Source organism: Mycobacterium sp. SMC-11 (assembly GCF_046250095.1).
Lineage (GTDB): Bacteria > Actinomycetota > Actinomycetes > Mycobacteriales > Mycobacteriaceae > Mycobacterium > Mycobacterium heraklionense_A.
In genome coordinates this window covers 1,188,639-1,201,064 of sequence record NZ_CP176430.1, presented here as the reverse complement: position 1 = coordinate 1,201,064, position 12,426 = coordinate 1,188,639, and the positions used below count along the sequence as shown (strand labels likewise).

10 protein-coding genes are annotated in these 12,426 nt (G+C 68.0%); 5 read left to right on the top strand and 5 right to left on the bottom strand.

All coding sequences use genetic code 11. The annotated features are described in order from the left end of the window. Window positions 1-6 precede the first annotated feature (6 nt). From metE to ACKY0X_RS05745, 3 genes are all read left to right on the top strand, one after another. Entirely contained in the window at window positions 7-2,301 is a 2,295-nt protein-coding gene (gene metE / locus ACKY0X_RS05755; protein ID WP_409428664.1) for a 5-methyltetrahydropteroyltriglutamate--homocysteine S-methyltransferase, read from the top strand. A gap of 74 nt (window positions 2,302-2,375) precedes the next feature. Continuing rightward, entirely contained in the window at window positions 2,376-3,266 is an 891-nt protein-coding gene (locus tag ACKY0X_RS05750; RefSeq protein ID WP_409428663.1) for a mycobacterial-type methylenetetrahydrofolate reductase, read from the top strand. Between the two features lie 285 nt (window positions 3,267-3,551). Continuing rightward, complete coding sequence (locus ACKY0X_RS05745) at window positions 3,552-7,577, top strand: HAD-IC family P-type ATPase (protein WP_409428662.1); 4,026 nt, start codon at window positions 3,552-3,554, stop codon at window positions 7,575-7,577. Between the two features lie 9 nt (window positions 7,578-7,586). On the opposite strand, the gene ACKY0X_RS05740 is transcribed toward ACKY0X_RS05745, so the two are convergent. The 4 genes from ACKY0X_RS05740 to ACKY0X_RS05725 form a co-directional block, all read right to left on the bottom strand. Next, window positions 7,587-8,066 (bottom strand): hypothetical protein, encoded by a 480-nt coding sequence (locus tag ACKY0X_RS05740; protein WP_409428661.1) that lies wholly within the window; start codon window positions 8,064-8,066, stop codon window positions 7,587-7,589. Window position 8,067: 1 nt separating this feature from the next. Further along, complete coding sequence (locus ACKY0X_RS05735; RefSeq protein WP_409428660.1) at window positions 8,068-8,418, bottom strand: VOC family protein; 351 nt, start codon at window positions 8,416-8,418, stop codon at window positions 8,068-8,070. Window positions 8,419-8,446: 28 nt separating this feature from the next. Beyond that, window positions 8,447-9,253 (bottom strand): MerR family transcriptional regulator, encoded by an 807-nt coding sequence (locus ACKY0X_RS05730; RefSeq protein WP_409428659.1) that lies wholly within the window; start codon window positions 9,251-9,253, stop codon window positions 8,447-8,449. Between the two features lie 66 nt (window positions 9,254-9,319). Further along, entirely contained in the window at window positions 9,320-9,880 is a 561-nt protein-coding gene (locus ACKY0X_RS05725) for a pyridoxamine 5'-phosphate oxidase family protein (protein ID WP_409428658.1), read from the bottom strand. Between the two features lie 87 nt (window positions 9,881-9,967). Between ACKY0X_RS05725 and ACKY0X_RS05720 the strand changes: the two genes are divergently transcribed. Both ACKY0X_RS05720 and ACKY0X_RS05715 read left to right on the top strand, forming a co-directional pair. Beyond that, window positions 9,968-10,618: a TetR/AcrR family transcriptional regulator C-terminal domain-containing protein gene (locus tag ACKY0X_RS05720; protein WP_409428657.1), complete on the top strand. Its 651-nt coding sequence runs from the start codon at window positions 9,968-9,970 to the stop codon at window positions 10,616-10,618. Between the two features lie 100 nt (window positions 10,619-10,718). Next, entirely contained in the window at window positions 10,719-11,600 is an 882-nt protein-coding gene (locus tag ACKY0X_RS05715; protein WP_409428656.1) for a crotonase/enoyl-CoA hydratase family protein, read from the top strand. Here the strand turns inward: ACKY0X_RS05715 and ACKY0X_RS05710 are convergent. Beyond that, window positions 11,597-12,424 (bottom strand): sterol desaturase family protein, encoded by an 828-nt coding sequence (locus ACKY0X_RS05710; RefSeq protein WP_409428655.1) that lies wholly within the window; start codon window positions 12,422-12,424, stop codon window positions 11,597-11,599. The two genes, ACKY0X_RS05715 and ACKY0X_RS05710, sit on opposite strands and share 4 nt — an antisense overlap. Between the last annotated feature and the right edge of the window lie 2 nt (window positions 12,425-12,426).

Here is a 12,426-nt window from a genome sequence, read left to right as displayed (position 1 = left end):
CGTCAATTGAAGGATCAAATCGTGACCGTTCAAGCCTTTACCGCCACCGTTCTCGGCTCACCACGAATCGGACCGCGCCGCGAACTCAAGCGCGCCACCGAAAGCTACTGGGCCGGCCGGATCGACCAGGACGAGCTCAAGAAGGTGGCCGCCGGCCTGCGCCGTGACACCTGGGCACAGTTGGCCGCCGCGGGGCTCGACTCGATACCGGTGAACACGTTCTCCTACTACGACCAGATGCTCGACACCGCGGTGCTGCTGGGCGCACTCCCGGCCCGGGTGGCCGGCGTCGCCGACGAGTTGGACCGCTACTTCGCCGCGGCCCGCGGCAACGCCGACATCGCTCCGCTGGAGATGACGAAGTGGTTCGACACCAACTACCACTACATCGTTCCCGAGATCGGGGCGGACACGACGTTCTCGCTCAACCCCGCCAAGGTGCTCTCCGAGCTCGCCGAGGCCAAGGAGCAGGGCTTCGGCGGAAACGCAGCCCGGCCGGTGATCATCGGTCCGGTCACGTTCCTGTTGCTCAGCAAGGCCGTCGACGGTGCGCCGGCGCCGATCTCGCGCCTCGACGAGCTGACCGACGTCTACGCCGAGCTGCTGGGCAAGCTGGCCGACGCCGGCGCCGAATGGGTGCAGATCGATGAGCCGGTGCTGGTGACCGACATCTCCGCGGACGCCCCCGCCCTGGCCGAGCAGGTGTACAAGCGCCTCGGCGGGCTGAGCAAGCGGCCGGCGATCTTCGTGGCCACCTACTTCGGTGACCCCGGGGCCGGGCTGGCGGCGCTGGCCCGCACCCCGGTCGAGGCGATCGGCGTCGACCTGGTTTACGGACCCAACACCGCAATCGCGTCCGTGCCGGAGCTGGCTTCCAAGGTTCTGGTCGCCGGCGTGGTCGACGGCCGCAACATCTGGCGCACCGACCTGCAGGCCGCCCTGGCCAAGCTGGCGTCGCTGTTGGGTTCAGCGGAGGCCGTTGCCGTATCGACGTCGTGCTCGACGCTGCACGTGCCCTACTCGCTGGAGCCCGAGACGGGTCTGGACGACGCGCTGCGCAGCTGGCTGGCGTTCGGCGCCGAAAAGGTGGCCGAGGTGGCCACCTTGGCCCGCGCGCTGCGCGAGGGACGCGAAGCCGTGGCTGCGGAGATCGAGGCGTCCAACGCCGCAGCCGCGTCCCGCACCTCCGACCCCCGCCTGAACAATGCGGCGTTGCGCGCGCAGATCGCCGAGATCCGGGCGGCCGGCAGCCAGCGCGGTTCGGCCGAGGCACGCCGCAGCGCCCAGGACGAGCGGCTGCACCTGCCGCCGCTGCCGACCACCACCATCGGGTCGTTCCCGCAGACCGTGGAGATCCGCAAGGCCCGCGCCGCGCTGGCGGCCGGGGAGATCGACGAGGCGCAGTACACCGACCGGATGAAGGCGGAGGTCGCTGCCGTCATCAAGTTGCAGGAGAACCTCGGGCTCGACGTGCTGGTGCACGGCGAGCCGGAACGCAACGACATGGTGCAGTACTTCGCCGAGCAGCTGGAGGGCTTCTTCGCCACCAGCAACGGCTGGGTGCAGTCCTACGGCAGTCGCTGCGTGCGCCCGCCGGTGCTGTTCGGCGACGTGACGCGCCCCAAGCCGATGACGGTCGACTGGGCCACCTACGCCCAGTCGCTGACCGACAAGCCGGTCAAGGGCATGCTCACCGGTCCGGTGACCATCCTGGCCTGGTCGTTCGTCCGCGACGACCAACCGCTGGCCGACACCGCCTACCAAGTGGCGCTGGCGATCCGCGAGGAGACGGTGGATCTGGAGGCCGCCGGCATCGCGGTGATCCAGGTCGACGAACCCGCCCTGCGCGAGCTGTTGCCGGTGCGCGACGCCGACAAGGCGGCCTACCTGGACTGGGCGGTGGGTTCGTTCCGGATGGCCACCTCGGGCGTCTCCGACGCGACGCAGATCCACACCCACCTGTGCTATTCGGAGTTCGGCGAGGTGATCGGTGCGATCGCCGACCTGGACGCCGACGTCACCTCGATCGAGGCGGCGCGCTCGCACATGGAAGTGCTCGATGACCTCAATGCGATCGGCTTCTCCAACGGGGTGGGCCCGGGTGTCTACGACATCCACTCGCCGCGCGTGCCGAGCGCCGACGAGATGGCCGCGTCGCTACGCGAGGCGCTGGATGCCGTTCCGGCCCAACGCCTCTGGGTGAACCCGGACTGCGGCCTAAAGACCCGCAAGCCCGACGAGGTGACGGCATCGCTGGCCCATATGGTTGCCGCGGCTAAGGAAGCCCGCACCGGCCTGTGACCGCCTGACATGTTGCGCCCCAGAGACGTCTCTGGGGCGCAACATGTCCGTTCAAATTTGATCGGAGTCCCCTGGTGCCGCTGAACACCATTGCCCTGGAACTAGTGCCGCCCAACACCGATCGCGGGGTCGAGCACGCCCGCGAAGAGGCATACAAGGTCCTGCAGCTATCCGCTCAAGCGGGTATCGCGGGCCGGATCGGTCACGTCATGATCCCCGGATTGATCCCCGAGGATGACGATCGGCCGATCGAGATGAAACCCAAACTCGACGTCCCCGACTTCTGGTCGATAATCCGCCCCGAACTGCCCGGCGTACACGGATTATGTACGCAGGTAACCGCATTCCTCGACGAGTCGGCGCTGCGGACGCGACTTGCGGGCCTGCGCCAGGTCGGGTTCGACGGAATCATCTTCGTCGGTGTCCCCCGCACGCTGAACGACGGCGAGGGCGGCGGCGTCGCACCCACCGACGCGCTCTCGAAATTCGACGATCTCGTCGACAACCGGGGTGTCATCCTCATCCCGACACGGGACGGCGAGCGGGAACGCTTCGACTTCAAATGTGACCGCGGCGCCACCTTCGGGATGACGCAGCTGCTCTACTCCGACGCGATAGTCGGATTCCTTCGCGACTTCAAGAACGTCAGCGATCACCGGCCCGAGGTCCTGTTGTCGTTCGGCTTCGTGCCCAGGATGGAGAGCAAGGTCGGACTGGTCGATTGGCTGATTCAGGACCCTGGCAACGAGACCGTCGCCGCCGAGCAGGCCTTCGTCCGGACTCTGGCCGTAAGCGAACCCGACGCCAAGCGCCGGCAGATGCTCGATCTGTATAAGCGGGTCATCGACGGCGTGGCCGAGTTGGGCTATCCGTTGAGCCTGCACTTCGAGGCTCCCTACGGCATTTCGAAACCGGCTTTCGAGACGTTCGCCGAGATGCTGGCCTACTGGGCGCCGCGCGCTTGAACGAAACCGTCTGCAACGCAGAGCATTCACCGGCATTTCAAGTAGGGTCTCGCCGGCGTTCAGCTGGACGCCGCCTACCTGCCCTACCTTCGATCGCGAAGGGGAGTAGTTCCTACCCACCACACCGGTGGTGGATGTGAATGGTCGTCAATACGGCGGTTCAACCCGCCCGGTCATTCAGCGGACCCAGGACTTTCGCGAGCGAGACCTTCGGACGATTGACCATGTCGACCGAAGGCTCCAGAGGCTTTCTTTGCAGATTCGGTCGCCGAGCGAAGGAGACCGATGCCCCCCTCGATACCTGCCCTAATCGACGATGCCGAACCGGCACTGGATGAGCCTCTCGATACCATCACCGCCGTCCCGCTGATCGACGACGAACTCGATGATGTCGCCGACGGTCGCGCGCCTCGCGGCACCCCCGCGCCAGGCGACGGGTTGTTGGCGGTCTCCACCGCGGCGATGGCAGGTATCAGCGCCGTCGGCTTGGGCATCGCACTGGCCGGACGTGTCCTGCGATTTCCGCGCCTGCCGGCCAGTGTCCAAGGCGCCGTGGTCGCCCTAGACCACCAGCCGCGGCTACGCCGTCTCCTCGAGGAACGAATCGGTAAGCGCGCGACCGACACCGCGATGGGGTTGGCCTCCACCGCCGCCAACGCGCTCGCCGTGGCACCGTCGATTCTGGCGGTCGACCTGGCGATCAACACCTTAAAGGCTGCCGAGGCGCGCGCCGATGCCCGGGCATGGTCGCGGCGCGAACCGGAATTGACCCGCCCCACCGCGGGATCGGAGACGCAGCCGGACTCACGCCCGGTGCCACCGCCCGTCGGCGGAGTCGAACAACACCTGCAGCGCGGCACCTGGGTTCAGGCGATCGGCGCGGCGGCGGTCGGTGCCGCCAGCCGCGACCCGAACCTGGCCGGCAACGCCGCGTTGGTCGCCGTGCCGAAAGCCGCCCGCTCCACCCAGGAATCATTCGCGGCGACACTGGGTCGCGGACTGGCCAACAACGATGAGGCGCTGCAGATCGACCCGGACAGCCTGCGCCGCTTGGATCGGATCGATGTGGTGATTCTCGATCCGCGGGTGCTGCGCAGCGAATCGTTGCGCTTGGTGCGGCTACGCGGTGGCGACGAGAAGGATCTGACCACCTGGGAGCGCGCCCAGGCGATGCTGGCAGCCGGCGACCTGCAGCCCGGCTGGCATCCGGTGCCCGGCACGCGCCGCAGCAAGGGGCGCCCGGTCACCGAGGCGCTCTTCGCGCCGGCGCCGCATCCGCTGGCGGCCGCGACGCTCGCCGAGACACAGCGAGCCGATGTACAGACCATCACCGTCGATGACTCCGTCGGTCTCGCTGAGCTGCGGCCCGCGTTCGACGAATTCGCCTCGATGACAGGCGATTCGGTCGACGACGCACTCTTCGATGCGGTGCACGACTACCAACAGGAAGGCCACACCGTCGCGGTGATCTCCTCGGCGGCTGCCCGGGCACTGTCGGCGGCCGATCTCGGGGTGGGCATCCGGCCCGACCACAGCCACTCGCAACCGCTGGAGGCGGACCTGATCGTCGATGACCTGGCCGGGGTGTGGCGGATTCTGCATGCCCTGCCCGCGGCGAAGGCGGCCAGTCGTCGCGGTGTCGAATTGTCTGTCGGCGCTTCGGCGATGGGTTCGCTGCTGCTGATTCCCACCGTCCGGGGCCGCGGGCCCGAAGCGGTGGTGTTGGGAGCGGCGGCGGGTGTGGCGTCCGGCTACTGGTCGGCGCGCAAGGTGGTCAACGCACCGCTGCCCCGGCCGGTTCCGGTCGACGAGTGGCATGCCATGTCGGTGGAGCAAGTGCGTGCCGCGTTGGCCGAATCGGCGGAGCCCCTCTCCACGCCGCGCACTGCCGACAGCGCCGAACGACCGGTGATCTGGCAGTTCCTCGACGCGGTGCGCGACGAACTGTCCGACCCGCTGACCCCGGTGCTGGGTCTGGGCGCCACGGCCACCGCGATACTGGGCTCCCCCATCGACGCCTTGCTGGTCGGCACGGTGCTGGCCAGTAACGCCGTGCTGGCCGCCGGCCAACGCCTGAGCGCCGAGCTGCGGCTGAATCGGCTGCTCGCCGACCAGATCCCGCCCGCCTGGAAGGTGACGATCCGGCCCGACGGCACACGGGAACGGGTGCAGGTGCTCCCCGAGCAGTTGCAGCGTGGTGATCTGATCGAGGTGGGCCCCGACGACGTGGTGCCGGCCGACGCCCGCGTGATCGAGCTGGAGAAGCTGGAGGTCGACGAGGCGTCGCTGACCGGTGAGTCGCTGCCGGTGACCAAGCAGCTCGACGCCACCCCGGGTGCAGAACTAGCCGAACGTCGCTGCATGCTCTTCGCCGGAACCACCGTGGCCGCCGGGACGGGCCTGGCGTTGGTGACCGCGGTGGGACCCGACACCGAGGTGCGGCGCGCCGCCGACCTCGTCACCAGTCGGCACGGCGACATCGGGCTGGGCCATCAGCTCGGCCAGATCACCAACCGGACATGGCCGCTGAGCCTGATCACCGGCGGATTGGTCAGCGCGCTGGGGGTGCTGCGCGGCACCCGGCTGCAACAGGCGGTGGCCCAAGGTGTTTCGGTGGCCGTCGCCGCCGTCCCCGAGGGCATGCCGGTGGTGGCGACGCTGGCTCAGCACGCCTCGGCGCAGCGTCTCACCAAATCCGGTGTGCTGGTGCGGGTGCCACGCTCCGTGGAGGCGCTGGGCCGCGTCGACGTGGTGTGCTTCGACAAGACCGGCACGCTGAGCGAGAACCGGTTGCGGGTCACCGAGGTGCGGACGGCAGCCGATCACTCCCGTGACGAGGTGCTGCGGTGCGCGGTACGTGCGACGCCGTCGGCGAAGGGGCAAAGCCATGTCGATGCCACCGACGCCGCGATCGTGGCGGCGGCTGCGTCGGTGCCCGGCGCCATCGCATCGGGGGCAGCAGACGCCCATCTGCCGTTCCGCTCCGGGCGGCCGTTCGCGGCATCGGTGTTCGGGACCGAACTGACGATCAAGGGTGCACCCGAGGTGGTGCTCGCGGCCTGCGAGAACGTCGCGGCCGACATCGACGACGTGGTGGAGCAGCTGGCCGACGAAGGCCTGCGGGTGCTTGCGGTGGCACGGCGTGAGCTCAGTCCCGCTGAACTGCAAACGCTTTCGGCTGATCCCGACGATCCCGAAGCCCAGCTGGCGGCAATGGCCCAGCAGTGCGCCGACGGTTTGACCCTGGTCGGATTCGTCGGTATCTCCGACACCCCGCGCGCCGGGTCGGCCGGCCTGCTGGCCGAGCTGCACCGCCGGCAGGTGCCCATTCGGATGATCACCGGTGATCACCCGACCACCGGTCGCGCGATCGCCCGCAAGATGGGCTTGCAGCTCACCGCCGAGCAGGTCATCACCGGCTCGGAATGGGAGACGCTTTCAGGCAAGGAGCAGGAGCGCGCGGTGGCCGAGCGGGTGGTGTTCGCCCGGATGTCACCGGCGAACAAGGTGCAGGTGGTGCAGGCGCTGGAACGCAGCGGCAAGGTGTCGGCGATGGTCGGCGACGGCGCCAACGACGCCGCCGCCATCCGGGCCGCCACCGTCGGGATCGGCATCGTCGCCCAGGGCAGCGACGCCGCCCACACCGCGGCCGACGTGGTGCTGCTCGATGGCCGCATCGAGACCCTGCTGGACGCCCTCAACGAGGGCAGCCAACTGTGGCAGCGGGTGCAGGCTGCGGTGGCGGTGCTGCTGGGCGGCAACGCCAGCGGCGCGGTATTCGCGATCATCGGCAGCGCGCTGACCGGTCAGGCACCGCTGAACACCCGGCAACTGCTGCTGGTCAACATCGTGACCGACGCGTTCCCGGCCACCGCGCTGGCGATCAGCCAACCCCGGCGCCCCATGCCCTTCGGGGGGCGCGGGCCCGACGAGAAGGCGTTGTTGCGGGCGGTGGCGCTGCGTGGCACGACCACAGCCAGCGCCACTCTGGCGGCCTGGTTCATGGCGCGCGCTACCGGCTTTCCCCGACGCGCCTCCACGGTGGCGCTGGTCGCGCTGGTGACAACCCAGCTGGGCCAGACCCTGCTGGAGTCGCGCTCGCCGGTGCTGGTGGCTACCGCGGCCGGCTCGTTCGCGGCGATGGCACTGTTGATCAGCATCCCGGGGATCAGCCAGTTCATGGGCTGCACCCCGCTGGGTCCGATCGGCTGGGCTCAGGCACTGGGATCGGCGGCGATCGCGACCACCGCGGCGGGCATCGCGCCTCGCTTCTTCTCGCGTGCCGATGCAGAGGGTGCCGCTGTCGCGTGACGGCGGGATTCACCGGCGGCGGGCGCGATACTCCTGTTTCAGCTCCCAGGTGCGCCCGTCGTCGCTGCGTTCGTCGCGCCAGCGAAACGAGTCCGGCCCGATGTCGCGGAAGCTCCATCTGATGGCGGAACCGTCCGGCAGCGTGCCGTCCTGCACGATCCCGTCCGCGTCGGCCCTGCCCAGTTGGTGCAGACGAAGTCCCAGTTGCGGTTCCGTCCACTGGATGTGCCAGGCATCGATAGCCGGGTCGTAGACGCGCAGCGTCGACCCGTGAAAGAGGCCTTCGGCGTGCCAGACGTCCTGGACGGCCCGACCGTCGAGCACCCAGTCCGCGACCATCCACCCGGAAAGCTGGCGGGTGCCGTCGTCGCCGAACCAGGTGATGTCCAGATCCCACTGGCCACCCACCAACCATCCGTAGCGGGCCATCGCCTCGCGATGTTCGGCGACGGGCCCGGCGGCGACCAACGCGTCTGTCAGCAATGACATCTCAGGCCGCCACGATGTCGAACTCGTTGCCCTCGGGGTCGGTCAAGGTGGTCCATCGGTAGCCGCCGTCGGCGTGATCGCCCAATCGGGCGGCGCCCAGGTCCAGGGCCCGCTCGACCGCCGCGGCCAGGTCCGTCGCGACGAGGTCGACGTGCACCCGGTTCTTGACCTGCTTGGCCTCCGGCACCTGCACGAACACCAGGCGTGGGGGCGTCGGCGCTGAAATGCCGATTGAGGCGATTTCGGTGCTGGCGCCGGCGTCGAGCGTTCGGCCCAGCAGCTGCGACCAGAAGCGCGCCAGCTTGTCGGCGTCGGCGCAGTCGAAGGTGACGTTGTGCAGCGTGATCTCCATGGGTGAACTCCTTGTCCGTTGACGTGGGTCAGGATTTGGTGCGAAAGATCGGCCAGCACACCTCGGTGCGATGCGCTTCCTCGTCGTCGGTGTCATAGCCGGAAACCAGGTAGTACTCGCGAATCGGTCCGTCGACACCCAATTCGCGTTCGGCCACGTGGGTGCCCAGCGCGGCATAGGTGCGATCCAGCTCGCCGAACGCCCCGCGGTGCACGGCCACCGCCAGTTCCGCCGCGGGGATCTCCAGCGTTCGCACCCTGCCGCGGGCCGTGGCGGCGCTCACCGGCCGAAACGCGATCACCTCTCCCCCACCGGCTTCGAAGAACTCCGCCGAGTACAGGGCAGCGCGAATCCCGGGAGCGTCGTCGGCGACCGCGGCATCGAGCTCGATGAAGGCTTGCGTCCACCAGTCATCGATGTCTGCCATCGCGACCTGATCGACGACTGCGGCCGCCAGCATCGCCGGCACCGACCGGTAGGCGACGTCACAGGCGTCGCCGGGGTCTTCGAGCAGCGCCCGCAGCGACTCCACGCTGGCCTGCGTCTGCGCCAGCCGGTCTTGAAGTCGTTGCAGATGCGCCACGATGGCCCGGTTGCGGTCGGGGACCTGCTCGGCGCGGACCACCGCGGTCAGCTCGTCGAGCGGCATGCCCAGATCGCGCAGCCGGCGGATGACTTGGGCGATCGGCACCTGGTCCGGGCTGTAGTAGCGGTAGCCCGATGACGGGTCGACCTGCACGGGCGCCAGCAGGCCGCGCTCGTGGTAGAGCCGCAACGCCTTGACGGTCAGATAGGTCATCCGGGAGAAGTCCCCGATGGGCAACAGTGTCGGCATGCGTTCCAGTGTTGAATCTCCCCCGGGGGCAGAGTCAACAGGTCGGGGCAATCCGCCCAGTGCGTCTCAGGCGCAGGCCGGGTCCGGTGCATCCCATGCGACGGTCGCCGAGACCCAGTGGGTGATCTGCTCTTCCTGATCGTTGCGATGCAGGTGTCGCGGCGGCTGAGCGAATGTCGCGTAGGGGCGGCAGCGAACGACCACGCGGTCCTCTTCAAGGCGCATGTTATCGATGTACGGGCGAGCTTCATCGGGGAGAGCCTCGCCCGACATCCGGCCACCGACCGCCATCATCACGTCGCAGACCAGACCCGGGTCGTCCTCGATCACCGCGTCGGCATACACCTGCAGATAGGCGAAGGGCCAGCGCTCATCGAGCACGCAGAGGCTCACCTTGCCATCACGTGCGACGGCTCGGGCCTTACCTCGTCCTGACATCGTCGACACCAGCAGCTCGTCGTCATCGGTAGGGATGTAGTACACAACCGACATGGCCGGACCGTCGCTCTTCCGGCGGTATCCGAATACGCAGGTGCGGTGGGTGCGGACAAACTCTCGTCGCTCCGAGGGAAGCATGTCGCGGTCGGTGGGAGCCGTGAAGGGCTCCGCAGCAAGTGGGAGATGCATGAGCAACCTTCTTTCCAGCAGTAGCAATTATCGGATACATCGTTGCCGTTATTGCGTGCGGCTGTCAAGGGCCGCAATACTGTGGCGGTGAGCACTGCACGCCCCCGGGGGCGCCCACCGGTCCCGCGGGACCGAATCATCGACACGGCACTGCAGATCGTGGATGAAGACGGCGTGGACGCGTTGTCGATGAGGTCCCTCGCCCAGCGACTGGAGTCCGGCACCGCCACGCTGTACCGCCACTTCGCCAACCGTGGCGAGGTGATCGCGCACGTCGTGGACCGGATGTTCGCCAAGGTCGAAATCAATGCGGAAGATCTCGCCGGTATGGGATGGCAGCGGGCATGCCAGTCCTTCGCCCTAGCCACGTTCGAGGTACTGCGGCGCCACCGCAATGTGGCATGTCTACTGGCCGAACAGGCGCCGATCGGCCCGCAGGCGATGGCACACCGGGAACGAGTCTTGGCCACCCTGCTCGACAACGGGTTCAGCCCGAAGCTGGCGGCACAAACCTACGCAACTCTGGCCCGCTACATCCTGGGCTTCGCCATCCAGCTCACCAGCAGTGAATCCGACGATGCGCAGCTGGCCAAGCACTTTCACGCGCTGGACCCCGAGTCCTTCCCCGCTACCCGCACCGTCGCGGACCACTTGCCGGTGCCGCTGGAGCAGGAATTCATGCTCGGGCTCGAGTTGATACTCGACGGCCTGGCCAAGGTGCGCCGCCGCGGCGAATGAGCAGCTACACCGGGCCAGCGTGCCGAGCCTGCGCCAGCTGCGAAAGAATCGTCGAAATCTGGCAGTCAATGCACGTTCCGTGCATGCGGAAGGGGAACACATGGAGTTCAACACGCTGCGCCACGAGGTCGAAGACGGCATTCTCACCGTGTACCTGGACCGACCGGACAATCTCAACGCGTTCACCGTCGAAATGGCCGAGGAACTGGAGCGCACGTTCGTCGACGTCAACGACGACGACACCGTGCGTGCGGTGATCGTCACCGGCTCCGGGCGTGCGTTCTGTGCGGGCATGGACCTGTCCAGCTCGGGCAACGTGTTCGGACTCGACGAGACCAAGTCACCGTCGCTGGCCGACATGGCCGACCTCGACGATCCGGAGCTGGCCCGGGTGCGCGACACCGGCGGGCGGGTGACGCTGGCGATCTATGGCTGTCGCAAGCCGGTGATCGCGGCGGTCAACGGCGCCGCGGTGGGGATCGGCGCCACCATGATGCTGGCGATGGACGCCCGGCTGTTTTCGACCAAGGCGCGGTTCGGTCTGGTGTTCGGGAAGTTGGGTATCACCCCGGAGGCGTGTTCGACGTGGTTCCTGCCCCGGATCGTGGGCGTACCGACGGCGTTGGATCTGCTCTACCGTGCCGACATCCTCGGCGCCGACGCCGCGCGCGACTGCGGGATCGCCCAGTCCATCCACGAACCCGAGACTCTGCTGGCCGAGGCGCGGGCCGTCGCCGACGCCTGGACCAAGGGCCGTTCGCCGGTCTCGTTCGCGTTGATCCGGCAGATGCTCTACCGCAATTCCGCGCAGCCCGACCCGGTCGAGGCGCACCGGGTGGACTCGCTGGCGATGTTCTACACCAGCATCGGCGACGGCGCCGACGGGGTGCGTGCGTTCCTGGAGAAGCGCGACGCGCAGTTCAGCTCCCGGGCCTCGGCGATGCCGCCGTTCTACGACGAGTGGGTCAAGCCCGGCTCTTAACCGGCGGGCTGCCACCCCGGGCCGCGAAAGAGGTGGCCCCACACCGCACGCCAACTGCGGGCCGCGCGGATGTCGCGCCAGATCGCGACGTACTCGTGGGTGGCCACTCGCACCGGATTGAACGTGTCGATGTTCTTGGTCAAGCCGTAGACGACGCGCTCGTCCTCGGGTTGGAAGGTGCCGAACAGCCGGTCCCAGACGATGAGGATTCCCCCGTAGTTCTTGTCGAGGTATCGGGCGTTCGCCCCGTGGTGCACGCGGTGGTGTGACGGGGTGTTGAAGATGAATTCGATTGGCCGCCATAGCTTGCCGACCCGCTCGGTATGAATGAAGAACTGGTAGAGCAGGCTGACCGATTGCTGCAGCAGGATCATCCACGGGGCAAATCCGGCGAACGCCAACAGGATCCAGAACGGCACCGAGGTGAACGGCGTCCAGGTCTGGCGTAGCGCCGTCGACAGGTTGTAGTGCTGGCTGGAGTGGTGCACCACGTGGCTGGCCCAGAACACCCGGATGGTGTGGTGCGTGCGGTGATACCAGTAGTAGGCGATGTCGTCGGCGACGAACAACGCGATCCAGGTCAGCGGGTTGGCCGCTGGCAGGTGCACCGGCGCCAACAGGTAGACCCCGCTGAAGACCGCCAGTACCACGAGCTTCCAGCCGATGTTGATGATCACGTTGCCGATGCCCATGGTGAGGCTGGTGCCGGTGTCGCGCAATTCGTAGCCGCGTTCATCGTCGTCGGGCCGCACCGCGAACGACACGGCTTCCAACAGCAGGCAGAGCACGAAGACCGGGATGGCGTGCGCGATGAGGTCGAACATGC